Below are 21,969 nucleotides of genomic sequence, written 5' to 3'. Positions count from 1 at the left end.
CTGTTGAAGCTGGCGCCTTATAACTGTGCGTGCTGAAGTAAACAAGACTCTGAAACTCATATTTCAGGCGGCGGAAAAACGCTTCCACGGAATCTTCAGCTGCCCCAATTTCGCCGTTTCTGTCCTGCCGGTCCGGCAAAAGGATCGTGCGTGCAGAGGCTTAACCGGTTCTTGGTTTCACCGCATTGGCGGCGTCTCATTTGCGCCTGTTGCGGCTGCGCGGCGGCGGGCCGGAGGCATGAACAAGGAGCGGGCATGACGGTTTCACGGGCGGTGGTTGCCGGGGTGCGCTTCGGATTTGGCCTGACACCGGGCGAGGCACCGGAGGGCGATCCGGACGCGCTGCTGGAACAGTTGCGCAAGGCCGGGAACGCAAAGCTTCTGTTTCCCCGGGAAGGGGTTGAGACGCGCAAAAGGCGCATCCGGGAGTACCGGTTGGTGCGCCAGGATCTGACGCAGCGCATGAAAGACGGCGAGGCACTGGGAGAGCGGGAAAAGGCGCTGAACCGGGACGCGTCTGCGCGGCTCGACGCCGATGTTTCGGGCCGGATCGCCCAGGCCGCAGGCTCTCCCTTCGGCTTTCAGGAGCGGCTGGCCAGCTTCTGGCTCAATCATTTTACCGTCAGCGCCAGCAAGTCGACGGAGATGCGGCTGATCGTGCCGCTCTATGAGGCAGAGGCGATCCGTCCCAATCTGTCCGGCCGCTTTGCGGACCTGCTGAAGGCGGTGTCGCTGCACCCGGCGATGCTGGTGTTTCTGGATCAGGCGCAATCCATGGGGCCGAACTCGCGGCAGGCGCAGAAGCGGGGCGGCGGCGTGAACGAGAACTTCGGCCGCGAGGTGATGGAGTTGCACACGCTCGGCGTCAACTCCGGTTACAGCCAGGCGGATGTGCGCCAGCTGGCGTTGCTGCTGACCGGCCTCGTGTTCAACCGGGAAGAGGTTCAGGCCGGTTTTGACCGCAACAGGGCGGAGCCGGGCAGGTTCAAGGTTCTCGGCAAGACTTACGAACGCGGTGAAGGCGTCTTCGACATTTCTGAAGCCGTGCTGGAGGATCTGGCTTCGGATGAGCGCACCATGCGCCATGTCAGCACGCAGCTTTTTACGCATTTCATCAGCGAGACCCCGGATCAGGGTACCATCGCCGCCATGGTGAAGGCCTGGAAGGCGAAGGACGGGGACCTGACGGCCGTCTACCGGGCCATGCTGCAGAGCAAGGCTGCCTGGGAAGAGCCGGGGCAGAAGTTCAAGAAGCCCTTTGATTATGTCGTCTCCACCTTGCGGGCCGCAGGCCTGACGCAGCCCGAGGATCTGTTCAACGATGATGATCAGCCGCGCGGGGGCTTTGACCTGCCGGACGGAAAGCCGCAGCGGCTGGCGATGGCGGAGGCTGATGATGATGAGAACCGCAAGGGCATGGAGGGCAAGGGCATGGAGGGCGATGACAGGAAGGCCCGCCCCAAGGCCAAGCGCTCGCTCGCCCGGCAGGCTGCGCAGATGATTGCGGGGCTGGGCGAACCGGTCTGGCGCCCGAGTGATGCGGCCGGCTTCAAGGACACCAATGCCTATTGGTTCAATCCGGCGCAGCTTTCGGCGCGCATCGAATGGGCGCGGCAGCTGGTCCGGCGCACTCCCGGCAAGCCGGACCCGCGCAACTTTGCCCGTGACGTGCTGGCCGATCTGGCGCGGGACGACACGGTGCGCCTCGTCTCCCGCGCGCCCAGCCGCGAGGCGGGGCTGATGCTCGCGCTGGTGTCCCCCGAATTCAACAGGAGATGATCCGATGGCTGGCAAGCTGACCGATACGCTTTCTGGCATGACCCGGCGCGGATTTCTGGCTTCGGCCTGTTGTGCTGCGGCCGCGCCTCTCTTCACGCCGCTGGCGCTCGCTGCCATGCCGGGGGACAACCGGTTCGCGGCCATCATCCTGCGCGGCGCCATGGATGGACTGGATCTGGTGCAGCCGGTGGGCGACAAGGGTTTTGCCGGTCTCCGGCCCAAGCTGGTGGAGGCGTCCGCCACCAGGCTCATTCCGCTGGATGATTTTTTTGGCCTGCATCCGGCAGCGAGCCCCCTGCTGCCACTGTGGAAGGCGGGGGAGCTGGCCTTCGTGCATGCGGTCTCCACTCCCTACCGCAACATCCGCAGCCACTTCGACGGACAGGACATTCTGGAGGCGGGAGGAACGGAGGGAGCTGCGAAAACAGGGGGATGGCTCAACCGTACCCTGTCCCTCACCGGCCAGCCTCTGAAGGCGATCAGCGTCAGCACCGCGCAAGAGGTCATTCTTTCCGGCGCCAATCCGGCGGATGTCTGGTCACCGCGTTCGGACATTGCATTGGGACAGGATGAGCTGAGCTTTCTGGCAGAGCTTTACAAAGGCGACCGGGCCTTTTCAGAGGCCCTGAAGCAGGCGGTTGGCATCGACAGTTTCACCGATGCCCTCTACGCCAATGAAAAGCGCAACGGCAGCGTTGCCCATGTAGCGCGCATGGCGGGCGCCCTGTTGAAGGACGAATACCGCATCGCCAGCTTTTCCATCACCGGCTGGGACACGCATGTGCAGCAGGAAAAGGAGTTTGCCAGTGCGGTGAAGGATCTCTCCACCGCTATCCTGTCCCTGCGCGACGAGATGGGGCCGAAGGTCTGGGCGAAGACGGCGGTGGTGGCGATGACCGAATTCGGCCGCACCGTGCGTCAGAATGCCAATGACGGGACGGATCACGGCACCGGTGGCTGCTGCGTCATTGCGGGCGGAGCCATTCGCGGCGGCAAGGTTTATGGCCGCTGGCCGGGGCTTGGGGATGGCGATCTGCTGGATGACCGGGATCTCAACCCCACCGGGGACGTGCGCGCCGTGGCGGCTGCTCTGCTCGCCAGTCAGTTCGGTCTCAAGGCTTCCGCGCTGACGGACACCGTCTTCCCCGGCCTCGATTTCTCCGGAAAGCCGCGGTTCACCTGAGGGCAATTCCTGCAGGTGAGCCGAGGCATAACGCCCCGGACAAAAAGAAAGCGCGGATGACCGGGGTCATCCGCGCCAAGGTGCGTCTTGGGAGGACTTTGAAAAAGGCCCGGGCTTGACGGCTTGGCCGGTGCCCGTGCTCTTCTTGTTGTGGCGGTCCTCGGACCGCCGGGGTTCTTGTGGCGGGCGCTGCCGCACGCCTTTGATGTCAGGTGGCCGGAACGGTGACCGTGGCGCCGTTTGCCGCTGCAACGCCATTGACGGTCAGCTTGCGCGTTTCACCGGCCGGCAGGATCACCTTGGCCTCTGTCCACGCCGGGGCATAGGCGCCCGTGCGGGAGAGGGTGAGGCTGATGCTGTCTGCATCGCTGGTCAGTTCCATGCGGATCAGGGCATGGTTGCCGTCCAGCGCGTTGGCGGCAAAGCCGTCGTCCGCATATTCATGACTGACGCTGGAAGCTGCTCCTTGTGCCGGGAAGATGGCGAGGGTGCGGGCCGTGTCCTTGCGGCTGTCGGCGCGGGTGAGGCCTTCGGCCAGCGGCAGCACGCTGCCTGCACGCACGAACAGCGGCATGGAGCCAAGCGTGACGGGCAGGGTGAGTTCCTGACCGCCTGCATGCCACTCGCCGGTCCAGAAGTTCCACCAGCCGGTGCCGTTTTCCGGCAGATAGAGCGTGCGCGATGCGGCGCCCTTGTCCATGACGCTCGCCACCAGCAGGTCACGGCCGATCAGGAACTCGTCGCTTTCGGCGAAGGTGCGTGCATCGCTCTCGTGGTCGAGGAAGGTGGGGCGAAGCATCGGCTCGTCGGCCGTCACTGCCGCATGCAGCACCGTGTAAAGGTACGGCAGCAGGCGGTAGCGGAACTTGATCGCCTCGCGGATGTGGTCCGTCACTTCCGGGAACATCCAGGGCTCGTTGACCGTGCGGTCGTCGTTCCAGGAATGGATGGTGAAGCGCGGATGGAAGATGCCGTTCTGCACCCAGCGGACAAACAGCTCCGGCTCGGGACGCGGACCGGCAAAGCCGCCCACGTCATGGCCGATGTTGTAGAGGCCGGAGAGCGACATGCCGAGGCCCATGCGGGTGTTGTAGCGCACGGTTTCCCAGGCGGTGCGGTTGTCGCCGGACCAGGTCTGGGCGTAGCGCTGCAGCCCCGGCGCGCCGGAACGGGAGATGAGATAGGGCCGCACATCCGGCTGGTGGCGCACCTGTGCCTCGTAGCTGGCGCGGGTCATCAGCACCGGCATCAGCGGACGGATGAGGCCGATGTCGATGGTCTCGCCGAAGCCGTTGCAGCGGGCGTGGCTGTCCCAGATCTCGTATTCGTTGTTGTCGTTCCAGGTGGAGTTGATGCCGTAGCCGAGCAGTTTCTCGGTCACGTTCTGCTGCCACCAGGCGATGGTCTCCGGGTTGGTGAAGTCGAGGTGCGCGCCCTCGTCATCCCAGAACACCGAACGGGCGGGCGTGTCGCTCTCGCTGTCGAGAACGAACAGCTTCTTCGCTGTCACATCGGCGAACATCGGGTGGTCCTGCAGCAGGCAGGGCTTGATGTTGGCCGCCAGATGCAGGCCGGCGGAGGCAAATTTCGCCGACATGCCCGCCGGGTCCGGCACCTTGGCCGTGTTCCAGTTGAAGACGTAGCGCTTCAGGCCAATGGAGGTGTAGCCCGAGGAAAGCTGGAAGCTGTCACAGGGAATGTCGTGCTCTTCCACCAGCCGGACGAAACCTTCCAGCTGCTCCTGCGCGTTCTCTGCATCGGTGTAATGCATCGTCGAGCCGGAGTAGCCGATGGTCCACAGCGGCGGGAAGGCGGTGCCGCCGGTGAGGCGGACATTGGCCTTGACCACATCCAGAACCGAGGCGCCCCAGCTCATGTAATAGTCGAGGTCGCCGTCTTCGGCGCGGTAGGCGCGGTAGGGCTTGTGGTAGTTGTCCAGCTCGTTGCCGAGATCGAACCAGCTGCCTGCAAGGTTGTCGTAGAAGACGCCAAAGGCACCGGCCGAGGCCGTGCGGGTGACGCTGAAGGGCCAGTGCTTGTAGAGCGGGTCCGTCGAGCGGGCGTCATAGCCCATGGCATCGAGGTTGCGCATCTCGAAGCGGCGGCCGGAGCGTTCCACATCACCTGCCTTTTCGCCAAGGCCGTAGACCCGCTCGCCGGTCTTGCGCAGCAGGAAATGGGCATGGGCGTGGGACTTCACGTCCAGCAGATAGGCGCCGGTCGGGCGGTCTTCGGCAAAGACGAGGAAGCTGCCATCGGCCTGCTTCGCTTCCCAGACGAAGGTGAGCGGCTTCGTGATGGTGAGGCGGAGCTTGTCCGTCGTCAGGACGATGCCGGCCTCGCCATTGTTGGTCAGCTTGAAGGCCGGGCAGGAGAAGCCCGAAAGATCACGCCGCGAGCGGCCTTCCCACGGGGTTTCGCAAGGGGTGGCCGTGCCTTCGGGCTTGGGCGCCACGGTCCAGCTGCGGCCCAGGCGGAAGTCTCCGTTCTTGCGCAGCTGCACGCGGAACAGGGCGTCTTCCAGCACTTCCACGGTCATCACGTGGCGGCCTTCGATGGCCAGCTCGATGCCGGCCTCGATGGAACGGGTGAGGGTGAATGTCTCAAGCGTCTTCATGACTTGTCTCCAGCGTCAGCCGCCATAACCCAGCAGCAGGCGCGGCAACGCCAGGCTCAGGTCCGGAACATAGGTGATCAGCAGCAGCACGGCGAACTGCATGGCCATCATCGGCAGCAGCGGGCGCAGGACGCGGGCGATCGAGACCTTGGCCACGGAGCAGCCGACGAACAATGCAGAGCCGACGGGCGGGGTGCAGATGCCAAGGCAGAGGTTGAAGGTCATCATCACGCCGAAGTGGACCGGGTCCATGCCCAGATCCTTCACCACCGGCAGGAAGATGGGCGTGAAGATCAGCAGTGCGGGCGTCATGTCCATGAACATGCCGACGACCAGCAGGGCGATGTTGATGATCAGCAGCAGCACCAGAGGGTTCTCGGACAGGGACAGCAGCAGGTCGGAGATGGTGTAGGGAATGTCGGCAAAGGCCATGACGCGGGACATGGCGATCGAGCAGCCGACCATCAGCAGCACGATGGACGTGGTGACGGCGGAATCGATCATGATCCCCGGCAGGTCGCGGATGCTGATTTCCCGGTACCAGACGAGAGCCAGCAGCAGCGTGTAGACCACAGCGACGGCCGACGCCTCCGTGGGGGTGAAGATGCCCTTGATGATGCCGCCCATGATGACAATGATCAGGCCAAGCGGAAGCAGTGCATCGCCGGTCTTCCGGATCACTTCCTTCCAGCTCGGGCGCGGGGCGACCGGATAGCCGCGCTTCTTCGCCACGATGCCGGCCACGAGCATGATGCCGAGCCCCATGAGGATGCCCGGCACGTAGCCTGCGACGAACAGCGCCGCAATCGAGGTGCCGCCGGAAATCAGCGAGAAGACGATGAAGGTGGTGGAGGGCGGAATCAGCAGGCCGGTCGGGCAGGAGGCAATGTTGACGGCAGCGGAAAACGCCGGGTCATAGCCTTCCTTCTTCTGCAGCGGGGCCATGACGCCGCCAACGGCAGCAGCTGCGGCCACGGCCGAGCCGGAGATCGAGCCGAACATCATGTTGGCCAGCACGTTGCAGTGGGCCAGCGAGCCCGGCAGGCGGCCGCCAAGAACCTTGGCCAGCTCGATGAGACGCAAGGCGATACCGCCCCGGTTCATGATGTTGCCCGCCAGAATGAAGAAGGGCACGGCCAGGAGCGTGAATGTATCGAGGCCCGAGGCCAGCTGCTGCGCCGTGTTGTTGATCGACTGGTCGTAGGTCAGGAACAGGGTGAAGGTCAGGACCGTCGAGATGCCGATTGAAAAGGCAATCGGAACGCCGATGAACATGAGCAGGAAGAATGCGCCAAACAGGGTGATGGCGCTCATCATTTCGGTTTCCATCGTCGCTTATCCTTTGCCCGGTTCTGCGCCGGATGAGGCATCGGCGTCGAGATCTTCAACGGGGGCGTAACGGCCTGTGATGAGTCCTGCGGCGAAATCGGCGCAGTAGTAGAGCATCAGGCCGCCGGAAATGGGGACGGCTGCGTAGACGTAGCCCATCAGAATGTTGAGGACAGGAACGATCTGGCCGGATGAGAGCGTCCGCTGCACAAGCGCCATGCCGCCCTTGACCATCACGATGGCGGCAAAGGCCGCGATCAGGGCCGTGACCAGCAGCGCCAGGTTACGGGCGGCTTTCCGGGATGACATCTGGATCAGGAAGTCGATTGCCAGATGCTTGCGCTGGCCCAGGGTATAGGCCGCACCGATCAGGCCGACCCAGATGAACAGAACGCGTGCGATGCTTTCCATGACGACGCTTGGGGTCGGCAATACGTATCGGGAAAGCACCTGCCAGACGACGCAAACCGTCATGACGGCAAACATCGCGGCGATGAACAGGCCCAGCACGCGGTCAACGTGGGCTTTCAGTGCATGCATGGCTGCATGTCCTCCTCGTGGGGCAGGCAGCCTGCCCCGGTTTCCTCCCGGGACCTTTTGTGTCCCGGCCTGCCTTTCAATCTTGGTCTGCCGGTCTGCTGCACCGGTTGTCCGCATGTCTTGGCAGCAGCCGGTGCCTCGTTGGGCAGGGGCATGCTGCGGTTCGGTATGGCGGTTGGGCCGCCTTTGCTGACAACTGTCCCGGTGTTGAAGCCCCCAGACAATGCCGGAAAATGAGGCGGATTGCCTCCTTAACCGGCTGGTCAGAGAAAACCTATTTCCGGGAATTGGTCAACCAATTTCCAAAACCGGTTGACAAAGGCGGTGCTTTGACGAAATTTCTGGTCGCGCGCCGGGCCTTTTTGATCAACCAATCTGGTCGGAGGGTGCCGCCGGTTTCCGATGTGGCCGGCAGGGGGAGGTTCCTCGCCGCGCGCATCCTGAAGTATCATCGGGAGGTAATTTGACATGCGTATGACCTATCGTCTCGGCGCTCTGGCTGGTGCAGCCCTGCTGGCTTTTTCCGCAACCGCCGACGCCCGCACCCTGAAGCTCAACCACAACAACCCGGAAGACCATCCGCTGCACAAGTCGATGGAATTCATGGCCAAGCGCGTCGATGAACTGACCAGCGGCAGCCTGAAGATCCGCATCTATGCGAATGCGCAGCTGGGCAACCAGCGCGAATCCATGGAAATGCTGCAGAACGGTTCGCTCGACATGGCCCGTTCCAACGCCAGCGAGCTGGAAGCCTTCGACGAATCCTACACGCCGCTGAACCTGCCGTTCCTGTTCAAGGACGAAGAGCACGCCTACAAGGTGTTCTCCGGCGAGATCGGCACCGACATTCTCGAAGCTTCGAAGGACAAGGGTTTCGTTGGCATCGCCTATTACGTGGAAGGCGCGCGCTCCTTCTATGCCAACAAGGAAATCAAGTCCCCGGCCGACCTGAAGGGCATGAAGATCCGCGTGCAGCCGAGCCCGACCGCCATCCGCATGGTCGAGCTGATGGGCGCAAGCCCGACCCCGATTGCCTATGGCGAGCTGTACAGCGCGCTGCAGCAGGGCGTGGTTGACGGCGCTGAGAACAACCCGCTGGCTCTGACCACCGCCCGCCATGGTGAAGTCGCCAAGATCTTCTCCGAGGACGAGCACACCATGGTTCCGTCCGTGGTGCTGGTCTCCACCCAGACCTGGGATACCCTGTCCGACGAGGAAAAGGCTGCCCTGAAGCAGGCTGCCCATGAGTCCATGGATCTGCACCGCGCCAGCTGGAACGAGCAGGTTGCCGCCGGCAAGGTGCAGGCCGAGAAGGAAATGGGCGTGAAGTTCGTGACCGTCGACAAGGCTCCGTTTGCTGAAGCCGTGAAGCCGATGATCGAGGAAGCTGCCGCCAAGTCTCCGCGCGTTGCCGACCTCATCAAGCGCATTCAGGCCGCTGGCGAGTAAGACAACCGGAATCCGGGTGTTCTGCACCCGGATTCCTCTTATGTTTCAGGGGGAAGGTGGGCAGATACGCTGCATCGTGCAATTGACGCAAGGTGGCGGTTTGCCGGACACTTGAGGGATGAGACAGACCGGCAGGAGGAGAGGGGCCACATGAACGGGTCCTGACGCCGGATGGAGGACGAAGATGATCGAGGCATCCGGCAGGCGGCGCTACGAGGAGGTGGCGGAGGCCCTGCGGCGGGATCTGGCCGAAGGCAACTATCAGCCCGGCGACCGCATGAAGCCCGAGCGGCAGATTTCTGACGAGCTGGGTGTTTCGCGCTCCATCGTGCGCGAGGCGATCCTGAGGCTCGAAATCGAAGGGCTTGTCGATGTGCGCAAGGGCTCCGGCACCTATGTGGTGAAGGTGCCCGCCGGTGACGACACCGGCACGCGCGGAGACATCGGCCCTTTCGAATTGCTGCAGGCGCGGCAGGTGCTGGAAAGCTCCATCGCCGCCTTTGCAGCCACCACGGTGACCAAGGCCGACATCCTGCGCCTGCGCGAGGCGATGGAGATGGAGCGCCGGGCCATCGCAGAGGACACGGGTGACTATTCTGGCGATGAGCTGTTCCACCATCTCATTGCCGAAGCCACCCAGAACAGCGTGCTGGTCGACATGATCGACGAGTTGTGGCGCAAGCGCGAGCAGAGCCCCATGTGGGCCCGCCTGCATGCGCGCATCTTCGACCGGACCTACCGGCACCGCTGGCTGGAGGATCATCAGGCGATCCTCACCGCCCTGCAGTGCCGCGACCCGCGCGCAGCCCGGCAGGCGATGTGGCAGCACCTTGAAAACGTGCGCCAGACCCTGATGGAACTGTCCGACGTGGATGACCCGCAGTTTGACGGCTATCTGTTCGACAGCCGCCCCGCGGCAGCTGCCGTCTCCTGAAGGCGGGCTCTGCGGGGAATGAGTGGAGCACTGACGAAGGGCATTTGCCCGCTGAACCGAGTTTCCGCCGGAACCTGGCCCGCCCGCAGGATTGAGCAGGGGCTGGCCGTTCCGGCTTTCCCTCCCAAGTCCCCAACCGCCTCCAATTGAGGAGCCCCATCATGGAACAGACATGGCGCTGGTTCGGCCCGGCCGATCCCGTCTCGCTCGCCGATATCCGTCAGGCTGGTGCCACCGGCATCGTCTCCGCCCTGCATGACCAGCCCAATGGCACGGTCTGGCCGGTGGAGCGCATTCTCGAGCGCAAGGCGGTGATCGAGGCGGCTGGCCTCACATGGTCCGTGGTCGAGAGCATTCCGGTCCATGAGGACATCAAGACCGCCGCGCCGGGCTGGGAGCGTTACGCCGAAGCCTGGGTGGAGAGCATGGTGAACCTCGCCCGCTGCGGCGTCCGGATCATCTGCTACAACTTCATGCCGGTGATCGACTGGACCCGCACGGATCTGGCCTATGAGCTGCCGGACGGCGCCCGCTGCCTGCGCTTTGATGCCGATGCCTTCGCCGCCTTTGACCTGTTCATCCTGAAGCGTGAAGGCGCCGAGGCTGAGTACAGCGCGCAGGAGATCGACCAGGCCCGCGCCGCCCATGCGGCCATGAGCGAAGCTGACGTGGCCAAGCTGATGGCCAACATCATCGCCGGCCTGCCCGGCGCGGAGGAGAGCTATTCGCTCGACAGCTTCCGCGCCCGCCTCGCCACCTATGCCGAAGTTGATGCGGAGCGCCTGCGCGCCAACCTTGCCGCCTTCCTGAAGATCGTGATTCCGGTGGCCGAGAAGGAGGGCGTCGTGCTCGCCATCCATCCCGATGATCCGCCGCGCCCGCTGTTCGGCCTGCCGCGCGTGGTCTCCACCGCTGCCGACATGAAGGCGATTGTGGAAATGGTGGACAGCCCCGCTAACGGCTTCACCTTCTGCACCGGCTCCTATGGCGTGCGGCCGGACAACAATCTGGTCGAGATGTTCGAAACCCATGCGGACCGGGTGCATTTCCTGCATCTGCGTGCCACCAAGCGCGAGGCCGATCCGCGCAGCTTCCATGAAGCCGCTCACCTTGATGGCGACGTGGACATGGTTGCGGTGATCAAGGCCGTGCTTCTGGCCGAGCGCCGCCGGGGCATCGAGCTGCCGATGCGTCCGGACCATGGGCACCAGTTGCTGGATGACCTGCGCAAGACCTCCAACCCCGGCTACCCGGCCATCGGCCGCCTGCGCGGCCTTGCCGAGTTGCGCGGCGTCGAACGCGCCATCCGCGCCTTCATCTGACCGCTGCGTCAGATCATGAACGTCAAAGGCCGGGCAGCGATGCCCGGCCTTTGTGTTTGGAGGTTGATGTAGGTATTTAGTACTTCGTCATGCTATGACTTGATCATGGCATCCACCCCGTTTGATTCAGACTTGATAAGTGAGAGTAATCTGTCTGTCTGACAAGGTAATTTCGGGTCTTTTGTAATGGAATGGATGCCATGATCAAGTCATGGCATGACGGAAGTTTTTGGACGTGTTGTGAAAGCCTAACTCACACCTGTGCCAGCGCCCAGATGTCGTCTTTCGCTCCCGGTCCTGCTGCGATGACAGGGGCGCCCTTGCCGAGGCCGAAGGCGGTGGCGGGGAAGGGTTCGTGGAAGCCGCCGGCTTCCTTGACGAGGCAGAAGCCGGCCATGCAGTCCCAGGCGTGCATGTAGGGCTCGTAAAAGCCGACGAGCCGGCCGGCCGAAACATAGGCCAGCATCAGGGCGCCCGAGCCGTTGCGGATCATGTTGCCGCCCCTTGCCGTCAGCGCCGTGACGATTGCACCGGTGCGCTCGGGCGTCACATGGCTGTTGCTGCTGATGCCGGTGAGGCCGTTCTGCATGGTGCGGGACGGATCAAGCTTCAGCGGCTTGCCGTTGAGCGTCGCGCCATGGCCTTCGGCGGCGGCAAAAGTCTCCTGCAACACGGGGGCGAGAATGACGCCGATGACCGGCTCACTCTCCCGGGCAACGGCGATGGAGACGCACCATGTGGGCAGGCCGTTGACGAAGGGCGCCGTGCCGTCGATCGGGTCCACCACCCATGTGTAGGGCGAGGTGCCGCCCGTCTGGCCGTATTCCTCGCCGAGGAAACCGTCATCGGGGAAGGCGGCAGCGACCTTTTCGCGAATGAGCTTTTCGACATTGCGGTCGGCGATGGAGACGACGTCCTGAAGGTTCGCCTTGGTCTCGATCACCAGCGTTTCGCGCCGGTTGAAATAATCGAGCGCAAGGGCGGCGGCTTCTGTTGCGATCGCCTTGGCCAGATCGGAGCGGGCGGCGATGGCGGCGGAATGCAGGTCTGCGGTCATTTCGGGGACTGTGTCCTTTAACTGGCGGGATCAGGCTGCGATGAGGGCGATGCCGCGCTGGCGCAGGCGGATGGTTACATCCGTGCGGGCGGGCAGGGGGGATGGGGTTTCATGGTCTACCACAAACAGCGTCCCGGCAACGGTTTCCACTTCATATTCGGCATGGTCGCCGAGATAGGCCGAGGTGAGAATACGTCCGGCGAGGCTGCCCGGTGCGGCTTCTCCGGCAGCAAGGCTTACTGCGCCGGGGCGGATGGCGAGCTGCGCGCTGCCGGTTCTGGCGCCAGTGGCGGGAAGCTGATGCTCCAGCGGGCCAAGGCGGACGCGGGCGCTGGTGCCATCGGTCTCGATCACCTCGCAGGGCAGCACGTTGGCCTCGCCCATGAAATCGGCGATGAAGCTGGAGGCGGGCGCCTCGTAAAGCTCCCGCGGGGCACCGGACTGGGCGATGCGGCCATCCTTCATGACGATGATCGTGTCCGACACGGCCAGCGCCTCGTCCTGATCATGCGTCACATAGACGGCGGTGAAGCCGAGGCGCTGCTGCAATTCGCGGATCTCGGTGCGCACCCGGCGGCGCAGGCGGGCGTCGAGGTTGGACAGGGGCTCGTCCAGAAGCAGGACCTGCGGCTCCAGCACCAGCGCACGGGCCACGGCAACACGCTGCTGCTGGCCGCCGGAGAGTTCCGCCGGCAGCCGGTGCCCCATGCCGGCAAGGCCGACCTGGGCCAGTCCCTCTTCGGCGCGCTCGCGGGCCTGCTTGCCCTTGAGGCCGGAGGATTCAAGGCCATAGGCCACGTTCTCCAAGGCGCTCATGTGCGGGAAGAGGGCATAGGACTGGAACACCATCGACACGTCGCGGGCGTGTGCTGGCAGCATGGTCACGTCTTTGCCGCCGATGAAGATCTTGCCCCCGGTCGGGTGCTCCAGCCCCGCCAGCATGCGCAAGGTGGTGGTCTTGCCGCAGCCGGAAGGGCCGAGCAGGGTGACGAGGGTTCCTGGTTCGATCGTCAGCGACAGATCGGGAACGGCGGTGAAAGTGCCGAAGTCCTTGCGCACATGCTCGAAGACCACGGAGCCGGGCTTGTGGGATGTCATGCGGTTTTCTCCTGAGCGGGCTTGAGTTCGGAGGTTTGTGCAAGGCCGGAAACCCGGTTCTCGCGGCGCAGGCGCCGTTCGCCGACCAGGAACTGGAACCCGGCGATGACCGTGATCATCACGGCGATGAGCATCGTGGAATAGGCGATGGCGACGCCGTACTCTCCGTTTTCGACGAGGCCGACGATGTAGGACGTGGCCATGTTGTATTCCGCGCTGACGAGGAAGATCACCGCGCTGATGGAGGTGATGGCCCGCACGAAGGAATAGACCAGCGCAGCGGTGATGGCCGGGCGCAGCAGCGGCAGGATCACCTTGCGCAGGGTCCGGGCGCTGGTGGCCCGCAACGTCAGGGAGGCCTCGTCAAGGCTCTTGTCCAGCTGGCTCATGGCCGCAATGCCGCCACGCACGCCCACGGGCATGTTGCGGAAGACGAAGCAGGCGATGAGGATCAGCGCCGAGCCGGTCATTTCCAGCGGCGGCAGGTTGAAGGCCATGATGTAGCTGATGCCGATGACCGTGCCGGGGATGGCAAAGCTCATCATCAGCGCGAATTCGAAGGCATTCTGGCCCACGAATTTCTGCCGGACGATGATATAGGCCGTCAGCAGGCCGACAGCCGCCGTCAGAGGAGCCGCCAGCAGGGCGATCTTGATGGTTGTCCAGAAGGAGTTCCACGCAACGCCCGTCCAGGCGAAGCTGACGCCGTCGAAGCTGACCGAGAAGGCCTTGGCATAGTGGGCAAGGGTCAGCGTGTGGTCGAGACCCCAAGTCTTCACGAAGCCGCCAAAAACGATCATCCCGTAAATGACCAGCGTGAAGGCCATCCACGGCAGCACGATGGCATAGACCACGCGCGAAACGCTCTTCGGCAGGGGAATGTGCGAACCGCTGTCGCCCTTGCCGGTGACGGTGGCGAAGTTCTTGCCCTTCAGCCAGAACCGCTGGGCAAGGAAGGCCGTGAGGGTGAAGCCAAGCAGGATCATCGCCAGCACGGCAGCGCGTGAGGGATCATTCTGCGAGCCGACGACGGCGAAGAAAATTTCGGTCGAGAGCACGCCATGGCTGCCGCCGAGCACGAGCGGGTTGCCGAAATCGGCCATGCTTTCGATGAAACCGATGAGGAAGGCATTGGCGAGGCCCGGCTTCATCAGGGGCAGGGACACATGCCAGAAGGTGCGCCAGCGGTCGGCCTTGAGGGTTTGCGAGGCTTCTTCCAGCGAGGGGCTGACCCCTTCCACCACGCCGATGAGCACGAGGAAGGCGATGGGCGTGAAGGACAGTACCTGCGCGATCCAGATGCCGGTGAGGCCATAGAGCCAGCGGCCCGGCTCGATGCCGAAGAGATCCGACAGGCCTTGTGTGACAATGCCGGAGCGGCCGAACAGCAGCACCAGCGCAAGGCCGATGACGAAGGGCGGGGTGATGATCGGCAGTACCGTGATGAGGCGCAGGCCCTTCTTCAGCGGGAAGCGCGTGCGGGTGGCGACCAGCGCAAAGGCAAGGCCAAGCAGCGTGGAGCCAAGGCCCGTCATGATGGCCAGCCAGAAGGTGCGCCAGGCAACGCCGCAGCGGCCGTCTCCGGTCAGGCAGGAAAGGCTCCAGATGCTGGGGTCCACCACGTTGCGCAGGAAGCCGTCCGGCTTGAACGAGCCGTCGAAGTCCTGCACCGACCCGGCAAACATGCTGCCGATGGGATAGAAGACGAAGACCGCGACAAGAAACACCAGCAGCGAAATGGCCCCGGCGATGAAGGCGTCGCCTTTCATGGCCCCAAGTTCGGCGCAGCCGAAGGCGAACATCAGGACGAAGACGGCGGTGAGCGTGATGGCCCCGGCGCCCATGGCGGGCTGGCCGGTGGAGAGCGCGCCGAAGAGCGTTTCGCTGATGGTCCAGTTCCAGCCCGTGAAACCGATGGCGAGCCCTTGCAGGCTCATGAACAGCACCCCGGCGGCTCCTGCCGCCGCCAGAAGGCGGCCGCGGGCGGGCTGGGCGCTCATCAGGCGCGATGCGCCGCCTGCTGCAAACAGCGCGATGGCCGCGAAAACCCAGGGGCGGCCGTTGGCTGCTGCCTGCAGCAGGCCTGGTTCCAGATCAGGGGTGGAGAGAAAGCTGGACACCCAGCCCAGGCCGAAGAAGCCGCCTTCGACCCTGTACCAGGGCACGAGGATCAGGGCGGCGGCGCCGAGGGCCAGAAGCAAGTCCAGTCGCCGGTTGCTCGTCTGCATGGAAACTGCCTGTTGTTTAAGCGGGAAGGAATGCCGGAAGCAGCACCCGGGCGGTAAAACCCGGGTGCCTCAGGCTCAAAGGCGGAACATCACTGCGCGATGGCGCCGACTTCCCGGTCCCAGCGCTCCAGCAGGGCCTTGCGGGTTTCGCTGCTGCCGAAGGTGGTGAAGTCATAGTCGATCAGCTTGATCTGCTCGAAACGCGGGGCTTCTTCGGGGACCTCTGCGTTCTTGTTGGAGGGCAGCTGGAAGGACTTGGCCTCCTTCATGCGCGACTGCACTTCCGGCTTCAGGGCCCAGTCGTACCAGATCTTGGCGTTTTCCATGTTGCGCGCGCCCTTGACGATGGACATGGAGCCGATCTCGTAGCCCGTGCCTTCGCAGGGAGCGACAACCTTGACCGGGAAGCCTTCGGACACCATTGACACGGCATCATGCATGAAGACGATGCCGAGGCCGGTCTCGCCGCGCGCGGCGGCCTTCACCGGGGCCGAGCCTGATTTGGTGTACTGGGAGACATTGGCGTTGAGGCTCTTGAGATAATCGAAGGCCCGGTCCTCGCCCATGATCTGCACCAGCGTTGCCAGCGCGGTGTAGGCGGTGCCGGAGGAGTTCGGGTTGGCCATCTGGATTTCGCCCTTCAGTTCCGGGGCAAGCAGCGACGACCAGCAGGTGGGTTCGGCAAGGCCCTTGCGGGCGAAAATGTCGGTGTTGTAACCCCAGCCGAGCGCACCGGCATAAACGCCGACCGTGCGGTAGCCGGAGCTTTCCGCCTGGCTCTGCGCCCAGGTGTGCAACTGGTCGAGCATGGGCGACTTGTATTCCTCCGTCAGACCGTCAGAGGCGGCCTGAAGATGCGGGTCACCCGTGCCTGCCCACCAGACATCCGTCTTCGGGTTGCGGGCTTCGGCGCGGATCTTGGCATAGGTCTCGCCCGACGAGAGGCGCACCATGTTGACCTTGATGTCGTGTTCCTTCTCGAAATCGCCCTTCATCTGCTCGCAGATCACCACGTCGGCAGAGCAGATGAGGTTGAGGTCTCCGGCGGCCTGTGCTGCGCTTGTGCCAAGGGCGGTGCTTGCAGCAAGGGCAAGAAGCGTGAATGCGGATGCGGTCTTCATGGGTCGTTCTCCTCCGTTATGGTCCGCCCTGGCAGGCGGTCTTGTTGTGCGGGCGGCGCGGGGCAAGGCTGTCCCGTGCGGCCCGCCTGTTGGCGGCCCGCCAGTCAGTTGTCAGATCTGTGAGACTGGCCGGTGCGGGACCGGTTGGTTTGCGCGGGGCCCTATTGCGTCAGGGGCATTTCCCGCGCGAAGCGTTTGAGCAGGCGGCTTCGCTCTGCCGGTGAACCGAAGGTGGCAAAGTCGTAATCGACCATGCGCATGAGGGAAATGTCCGGCGCGGCCGCCGGGAGAGCGGCTTTCGCGTTTGCGGGGATCTGGTTCTGGCCTGCCTGTGCGCCGGTGGCCTGTCCCTCGGGGCTGAGGGTAAAGTCGGCAAAGAGGCGGGCCAGTTCCGGATTGCGGGATCCCTTGATGAGGCTGACGGCGCCGATCTCGTAGCCTGTCCCCTCGCAGGGGGCGACGATGACCAGCGGGGAGCCCGCCAGCTTCTGGGTGACGGCATCGTGGATAAACGAGATGCCGATCAGCGTATCCCCCCGTGCGGCGGCCTTGACGGGTGCCGCGCCGGATTTCGTGTAGCTGGAGACATTGGCGCCAAGCCTTGCGAGATAGGCAAAGGCCTCGTCCTCGCCGAAGAGCTGCACCAGGGTTGCCAGCGCGGTATAGGCGGTGCCGGAAGTTTCCGGATTACCGATCTGGATATCCCCCCGGTAGGCCGGATCGGTCAGATCGTTCCAGCAGGATGGGGCCGGCAGGCGGCGCTGCGCCAGAAGATCGGCGTTATAGGCAAAGCCAAGCGCGCCGGCATAGACGCCGGAGCTGAGGCTTCCCGACATGGCATGGAAGTTCTGCGCCCAGGGCAGCAGGTCCGCTTCATGCGGCGAGGTGTAGGCTTCCAGCAAACCTTCTGCAGCGGCCTGAAGATGGGTGTCGCCGGTGCCGCCCCACCACACGTCGACGGTGGGGGCCGCGCGATCCATGCGGATGGCATCGAGGATTTCGCCCGTGCTGAGCCGGGTCATGGTGATCTCAAGGCCGGAGTGGCGCTCGAACGCCGCTTCCATGGCGGCGCACCAGTCCTCATCCACACCACACAGCACGTTGAGCGTGCCGGGTGCAGGGCTGGTCTGTTCAGCCAATGCGGTGCCGCCCAGCCAGAAGCCGAGCGCAGCCGCCAGAGCGGTTGCTGCCTTCACCTTGTTCCTCCCCGCCAGACATCCTCCATGTCCGGACAGAAGAAACATGCGCAGGAAACGGAAGCCATGCAATCAAAGAATGGTTTCAGTTGTTGCAGTGTCGCGCAATGGTTGTTTCAAATGCTTCAAAGATTACAAATATTACAACGCGATAGTGAACAGATGTTTTGAATAACAGCGGAGTGCCTTCTATAGTGCAAGTGGGAGGACTGTAAATTGCTGGCACAGAAAGTGAGGATTCTGGTCGTCGAAGACGATCCGGACATGGCCGAGCTGATCTGCGATCTGCTCGAAGCGGAAGGCTGGGAACCTGCGCATGCGGCTTCTGCCGAGGCGGCGGCGGAAGTGTTGGGGCGCGAGCGGCTGCATCTGGTGTTGATCGATCATAATCTGCCGGGAACCTCCGGCCGCGCCTTTGCCCAGCGCCTGCGGGCCAGCATGGATATTGGCATCATCATGGTGACGGCGGCAGGAAGTGCGGCCGAACGGGTGCTGGGGCTGGAAACGGCGGCGGACGACTATGTGGTGAAGCCTTTCGAACCCATTGAACTGACGGCCCGCATCAAGGCGCTGCTGCGGCGGATGAACCCTTCCCTGCGCGGCGGAGAGGCCACAGAACGTTCGGGCAGCAGCACGAGAGAGACGGGCAGGGTTGCGGCCATGGCGGAGGGGATGGATGGGGCAGCCCTCGTTCTGGGAGACTGGTCCATCGACCTGCAGAACCGCCGGGCCATCTGCCGCAGTGATCCGGGCCGCACGCTGACGGCGGCGGAATTTGCGCTGCTGGAGATCCTCGCTGCAACGCCGGACACGCCTGTCAGCCGCGCCCAGATCCTCGACCGGCTGGGAGCTGAAACAGACAGGCATATCGACCGGAACGTGGATGTGCTGGTGCTGCGGCTGCGGCGCAAGATCGAGCCCAACCCCGATCTGCCGCGTCATGTGCTGACCCGGCGCGGCAAGGGCTACATCCTGCATACGGGTGCAGGCGGACCGCACACGTGATCACCCGCGTCCTGAGCCGCCCCTATCTCTCCTCCATCGCCTTCCGGCTGCCCTTTGCCATCGTCTTCATCTGCGCACTGGTTTTCGGCCTGTCGGGTGTGGCGATCTTCGGGCTGGTACGGGCGCGCGATGAAATGGCGGCTTACAGGCTTGATGCCTATACGAGCCTGGCCAAGGCGTCGCTGGTGTCGCGGCAGGTGTCGGACCTCGTCTCCAGCGCACCCCTGCTGATGAATGCCACCTCACCCTACCGGGTCTCGGGCAAGAGCCGGGCGCTGGTGGAGCAGGTGGACACATTGCTGTCCGCCATGGCCGGCCAGCCGTCCGATGGTCCGGCGACGGGGCCGGAAGAGCTGCGGATCGTGGACCTGCTGCAGGCGATCCGCGAGCAGACGCTGGTGCTGGCCGCCAATGCGGATGCCGCGCAACAGCACAAGGAAAGGGCGGCCGCCGCGCTGGGCGAAATCGCCGTGGCGGGCGACGTGGCCAATGCGGGTGTGCGTCGGCGCCTCAATGCCATCGTGCAACTGGCGGCAGGGTCCGACAGCCTGTTCCAGCTGGGAGAGCTGAAACGGCGCTATGTGCAGGAAACGGCAGGCTCGGCCGAAGTACCCGGTCCGCCGCCGGTTTCGCCGGCGCTGCTGGCGCCCTATGACCGGGTGTTCGAGGCGCAGACCCGGTATCTCCTCGAAATGTATGCGATCCGCTCGTCCGTTTCCCGGCTGCATGCGGTGGCGCGGGAGCTGTCGCTGGCCTCTGAAACCCAGTCGGATGCGGTGACGCGCAGCCTCAACGAGAACATTCTGGCCGCCTCCGAGGCGCTGACGCGGCTGCTCATCATGGTGGCGCTGGCGGCTGTTCTGGTGCTGGGGCTTGCCATCCTCTCCATCCGCTCGGCCATGCGGGTGTCGCGCGGGATCGTGGATCTGTCGCAGGGCATGCAGGCGCTGGCCAAGGGCCACAAGGATGTGGGCCCGCCTTCCTATGCGGGCGGGGAGAGCGAGCTGTTGCAGCTGCTCGATGCCTTCCGCGCCTTCCGCGACAGCGTGGAGCGGGTGACGCGCCTGCGCAAGACGGCGGAAGCGGCCGCACGCACCATCCGCTCCACCTTCCGCAGCATGAACGAAGGCATCGCCCTGTTTGATCCGCAGGGGCAGCCCATCACCATGAACCGCCGGGTCATCGAACTGGTCGGGCACAAGGGCGCTGCGCGCAAGCTGCCGGCGCGGCGCTTTGTGGCGCCAGTCGCTGGCCTTGATCCGCGCCTTCTGCCGGGCGATGGCGGGCCGGGGCTGCTGGCGGGGCCTGTCTCCCTGCGCCACCGGGACAGCACCGGCCGGGTGACGGAAATCTCCCTCTCGCGGCAGGCCGACGGTGGCATCGTGCTGCTGGCGCGGGATGTGACGCAGACCGACCGGCAGGAGGCGGAAGCGGCGCGGGCGCAGCGGCTCGACGGCATCATGCGCATGACCCATCAGGTCAGCCATGAGGTGGGCAACATGATCGGCATCATCACCGGCAGCCTTGGCCTGCTGGAGCGGGACGACAGCTTCAACGAGCGCCAGCGCCGCCATCTCGCCCGCATCCGCAAGGCGGCAGACCGGGGCCGGGCACTTGCCTCCAGCATGCTGTCCGTCGGCAGCCAGCAGCCCATCACCCCGGCCAGCGTGGATGTGGGCGCTCTGCTGCGCAGCATGGCCGATGTGCTGGAGATCGCCGTGGGCGAAAGCTGCAAGGTGGAGATCTGCTGCGAGGAGCCCTTGCCGAGGATCGAGACGGATGCGGCCCTCTTCGAGCAGTCGGTGCTCAACCTCTGCCTCAACGCAGCCGCCGCCATGCCGCAGGGCGGCAGCATCGTTCTGGCCTGCCGGGAAGAGGCGGGCATGCTGGTGCTGGATGTGAAGGACACCGGCACAGGCATGACGCCGGATGTCGCCGACAAGGCCTTCGAGCCCTATTTCACCACCCGCCCGGGCAGCGGCGGCGCGGGGCTGGGGCTTGCGCTGGTCTATGGCTTCATGCGCCAGTCCGGCGGTGACGCCCGCATCCTCTCCGCCCCCGGTGAAGGCACGGTGGTGACGCTGGTGTTTCCGGCACCGGCCGGGGCCTGACGCTCAGCCGCGCCCAAGCGTGCGGTTGACGGACTGGGCGATGATGTCGCGGATCTGGCGATGGAGCGGGGATTTGTGCACCCTTTCGGTCCAGACCATCAGCACGTCGAAGGGGGCTGGCACCGGACAGGGGGTGATGTGCAGCTCGTCCGAGAAATACTGCGCCAGCAGGCCCGGCATGGTGGCCACATAGCCGGTGGTGCGGATGAGGCGCGGCAGGCCCGCCGGGCTCGGCACCTCGAGACTGGGCTTCAGCCGGTGGCCCATGGCCTCCAGCGCCCTCAGATAACCGGACTTCCAAAGGCCGCCATAGGTGGCTGCCACATGATCGAGCGCCAGATAATCTTCCAGTGTCAGCGTCTTGCCGGCGAGCGGATGGTCCCTGTCCATGGCGCAGACATAGTGCTCGTCGAACAGCTTGCGGCTGTAGAAGGCGGCATCGTTGCGGCGGAAGGGGCCAAGCAGCAGGTCCGCATGGGAGCGCACCAGTTGGTCTGGGCCGATGTCGGCGGAGGGAATGATCTCGATGCTGAAGCCGGGCGCAGCCTGGCGCAGATCGCGCACGATCTCGGGGATGATGATCATCCGCTCATAGTAGTTGCAGGCGATGACATAGCGCCCTTCGATAAGGGCGAGATCCAGCGGGTCCGGCTCGGCAAGGCGCAGGAAGTCATCCAGCATGGTGCGGGTGGTGGAGAGGATCTGCTCGCAGCGCGCCGTGGGCATCTGCTGGCCTGCGACCCGCAGGAACAGCGGATCGGCAAAGACCTTGCGCAGCTTGTCGATGGTGTAGCTGACGGCCGACTGGTTCAGCCCCAGAACCTCCGCGGCCCGGCTGAAGGAGCCTTGCGCATGCACCACATGCAGGGTGTTGAGCGCGGCAAAATCCACCCCCAGCGGCCCGGCCCGGCCTGTGCCCGGTTTGTTATCCGGCTTTTCCTCCAGCATGGCGCGCTCTCCCAATCGCTCCATCAAATTTCCCGATTTCAGGTATCAGGGA

The 21,969-nt window shown here is 64.4% G+C and carries 16 protein-coding genes; 7 read left to right on the top strand and 9 right to left on the bottom strand.

All coding sequences use genetic code 11. The features are described 5' to 3' along the window. Nucleotides 1-255: 255 nt before the first annotated feature. Nucleotides 256-1,779 carry a DUF1800 domain-containing protein gene (locus ACVNHC_RS09935; RefSeq protein WP_457167123.1) on the top strand — a complete coding sequence of 508 codons (1,524 nt, stop codon included), beginning with the start codon at nucleotides 256-258 and terminating at the stop codon, nucleotides 1,777-1,779. 4 nt (nucleotides 1,780-1,783) lie between these two features. Next, nucleotides 1,784-2,962: a DUF1501 domain-containing protein gene (locus tag ACVNHC_RS09930; protein ID WP_457167122.1), complete on the top strand. Its 1,179-nt coding sequence runs from the start codon at nucleotides 1,784-1,786 to the stop codon at nucleotides 2,960-2,962. 208 nt (nucleotides 2,963-3,170) lie between these two features. On the opposite strand, the gene ACVNHC_RS09925 is transcribed toward ACVNHC_RS09930, so the two are convergent. The 3 genes from ACVNHC_RS09925 to ACVNHC_RS09915 are packed head-to-tail and all read right to left on the bottom strand — an operon-like array spanning nucleotide 3,171 to nucleotide 7,448. Next, complete coding sequence (locus ACVNHC_RS09925; protein WP_457167121.1) at nucleotides 3,171-5,579, bottom strand: TIM-barrel domain-containing protein; 2,409 nt, start codon at nucleotides 5,577-5,579, stop codon at nucleotides 3,171-3,173. 15 nt (nucleotides 5,580-5,594) lie between these two features. Beyond that, nucleotides 5,595-6,908, bottom strand: coding sequence for a TRAP transporter large permease (locus tag ACVNHC_RS09920; protein WP_050474588.1), 1,314 nt, complete (start codon nucleotides 6,906-6,908; stop codon nucleotides 5,595-5,597). Nucleotides 6,909-6,914: 6 nt separating this feature from the next. Next, on the bottom strand, nucleotides 6,915-7,448 hold the full coding sequence (locus tag ACVNHC_RS09915) for a TRAP transporter small permease (protein ID WP_050474589.1): 534 nt from the start codon (nucleotides 7,446-7,448) through the stop codon (nucleotides 6,915-6,917). 468 nt (nucleotides 7,449-7,916) lie between these two features. Here ACVNHC_RS09915 and ACVNHC_RS09910 point away from each other — a divergent pair, with 468 nt between their 5' ends. The 3 genes from ACVNHC_RS09910 to uxuA all read left to right on the top strand — a co-directional run bounded on the left by ACVNHC_RS09910 (nucleotide 7,917) and on the right by uxuA (nucleotide 11,153). Next, entirely contained in the window at nucleotides 7,917-8,897 is a 981-nt protein-coding gene (locus tag ACVNHC_RS09910; protein ID WP_186391251.1) for a TRAP transporter substrate-binding protein, read from the top strand. Nucleotides 8,898-9,081: 184 nt separating this feature from the next. After that, the gene (locus ACVNHC_RS09905) at nucleotides 9,082-9,831 is read left to right on the top strand and encodes an FCD domain-containing protein (RefSeq protein ID WP_457167120.1); all 750 of its coding nucleotides are present in this window, start codon (nucleotides 9,082-9,084) and stop codon (nucleotides 9,829-9,831) included. A 161-nt stretch (nucleotides 9,832-9,992) separates the two neighbouring features. Further along, nucleotides 9,993-11,153, top strand: coding sequence for a mannonate dehydratase (gene uxuA, locus ACVNHC_RS09900; protein WP_457167119.1), 1,161 nt, complete (start codon nucleotides 9,993-9,995; stop codon nucleotides 11,151-11,153). Nucleotides 11,154-11,406: 253 nt separating this feature from the next. Here the strand turns inward: uxuA and ACVNHC_RS09895 are convergent, their stop codons facing one another. From ACVNHC_RS09895 to ACVNHC_RS09875, 5 genes are all read right to left on the bottom strand, one after another. Continuing rightward, nucleotides 11,407-12,210: an inositol monophosphatase family protein gene (locus ACVNHC_RS09895; RefSeq protein ID WP_457167118.1), complete on the bottom strand. Its 804-nt coding sequence runs from the start codon at nucleotides 12,208-12,210 to the stop codon at nucleotides 11,407-11,409. A 30-nt stretch (nucleotides 12,211-12,240) separates the two neighbouring features. Continuing rightward, nucleotides 12,241-13,308, bottom strand: coding sequence for an ABC transporter ATP-binding protein (locus ACVNHC_RS09890; RefSeq protein ID WP_094463357.1), 1,068 nt, complete (start codon nucleotides 13,306-13,308; stop codon nucleotides 12,241-12,243). Then, nucleotides 13,305-15,536, bottom strand: a complete 2,232-nt coding sequence (locus tag ACVNHC_RS09885; protein ID WP_457167117.1) for an ABC transporter permease — start codon at nucleotides 15,534-15,536, stop codon at nucleotides 13,305-13,307. Before ACVNHC_RS09885 ends, ACVNHC_RS09890 begins: the two co-directional genes overlap by 4 nt. A gap of 89 nt (nucleotides 15,537-15,625) precedes the next feature. After that, nucleotides 15,626-16,657, bottom strand: coding sequence for an ABC transporter substrate-binding protein (locus ACVNHC_RS09880; RefSeq protein WP_457167116.1), 1,032 nt, complete (start codon nucleotides 16,655-16,657; stop codon nucleotides 15,626-15,628). Between the two features lie 161 nt (nucleotides 16,658-16,818). After that, nucleotides 16,819-17,853, bottom strand: a complete 1,035-nt coding sequence (locus ACVNHC_RS09875; protein ID WP_058899161.1) for an ABC transporter substrate-binding protein — start codon at nucleotides 17,851-17,853, stop codon at nucleotides 16,819-16,821. Between the two features lie 216 nt (nucleotides 17,854-18,069). On the opposite strand from ACVNHC_RS09875, the gene ACVNHC_RS09870 reads away from it, so the two are divergent. After that, nucleotides 18,070-18,858: a response regulator transcription factor gene (locus ACVNHC_RS09870; RefSeq protein WP_457167115.1), complete on the top strand. Its 789-nt coding sequence runs from the start codon at nucleotides 18,070-18,072 to the stop codon at nucleotides 18,856-18,858. Continuing rightward, complete coding sequence (locus ACVNHC_RS09865; protein ID WP_457167114.1) at nucleotides 18,855-20,969, top strand: ATP-binding protein; 2,115 nt, start codon at nucleotides 18,855-18,857, stop codon at nucleotides 20,967-20,969. Before ACVNHC_RS09870 ends, ACVNHC_RS09865 begins: the two co-directional genes overlap by 4 nt. Before the next feature lie 3 nt (nucleotides 20,970-20,972). Here ACVNHC_RS09865 and ACVNHC_RS09860 read toward each other — a convergent pair whose 3' ends face one another. Continuing rightward, nucleotides 20,973-21,941 (bottom strand): LysR family transcriptional regulator, encoded by a 969-nt coding sequence (locus ACVNHC_RS09860; RefSeq protein ID WP_457167113.1) that lies wholly within the window; start codon nucleotides 21,939-21,941, stop codon nucleotides 20,973-20,975. Nucleotides 21,942-21,969 lie beyond the last annotated feature (28 nt).

Source organism: Pannonibacter sp. Q-1, from assembly GCF_054073275.1.
This window is presented reverse-complemented; position numbering and strand designations above follow the sequence as displayed.

Excerpts from the sequence above, each read along its gene's own strand:
- ACVNHC_RS09885 (WP_457167117.1), bottom strand. The coding sequence starts at position 15,536 with ATGCAGACGAGCAACCGGCGACTGGACTTGCTTCTGGCCCTCGGCGCC.
- ACVNHC_RS09915 (WP_050474589.1), bottom strand. The coding sequence starts at position 7,448 with ATGCATGCACTGAAAGCCCACGTTGACCGCGTGCTGGGCCTGTTCATC.
- ACVNHC_RS09925 (WP_457167121.1), bottom strand. The coding sequence starts at position 5,579 with ATGAAGACGCTTGAGACATTCACCCTCACCCGTTCCATCGAGGCCGGC.
- ACVNHC_RS09920 (WP_050474588.1), bottom strand. The coding sequence starts at position 6,908 with ATGGAAACCGAAATGATGAGCGCCATCACCCTGTTTGGCGCATTCTTC.
- ACVNHC_RS09880 (WP_457167116.1), bottom strand. The coding sequence starts at position 16,657 with ATGAAGACCGCATCCGCATTCACGCTTCTTGCCCTTGCTGCAAGCACC.
- ACVNHC_RS09905 (WP_457167120.1), top strand. The coding sequence starts at position 9,082 with ATGATCGAGGCATCCGGCAGGCGGCGCTACGAGGAGGTGGCGGAGGCC.
- ACVNHC_RS09860 (WP_457167113.1), bottom strand. The coding sequence starts at position 21,941 with ATGGAGCGATTGGGAGAGCGCGCCATGCTGGAGGAAAAGCCGGATAAC.
- ACVNHC_RS09935 (WP_457167123.1), top strand. The coding sequence starts at position 256 with ATGACGGTTTCACGGGCGGTGGTTGCCGGGGTGCGCTTCGGATTTGGC.
- uxuA (WP_457167119.1), top strand. The coding sequence starts at position 9,993 with ATGGAACAGACATGGCGCTGGTTCGGCCCGGCCGATCCCGTCTCGCTC.
- ACVNHC_RS09930 (WP_457167122.1), top strand. The coding sequence starts at position 1,784 with ATGGCTGGCAAGCTGACCGATACGCTTTCTGGCATGACCCGGCGCGGA.
- ACVNHC_RS09910 (WP_186391251.1), top strand. The coding sequence starts at position 7,917 with ATGCGTATGACCTATCGTCTCGGCGCTCTGGCTGGTGCAGCCCTGCTG.
- ACVNHC_RS09890 (WP_094463357.1), bottom strand. The coding sequence starts at position 13,308 with ATGACATCCCACAAGCCCGGCTCCGTGGTCTTCGAGCATGTGCGCAAG.
- ACVNHC_RS09895 (WP_457167118.1), bottom strand. The coding sequence starts at position 12,210 with ATGACCGCAGACCTGCATTCCGCCGCCATCGCCGCCCGCTCCGATCTG.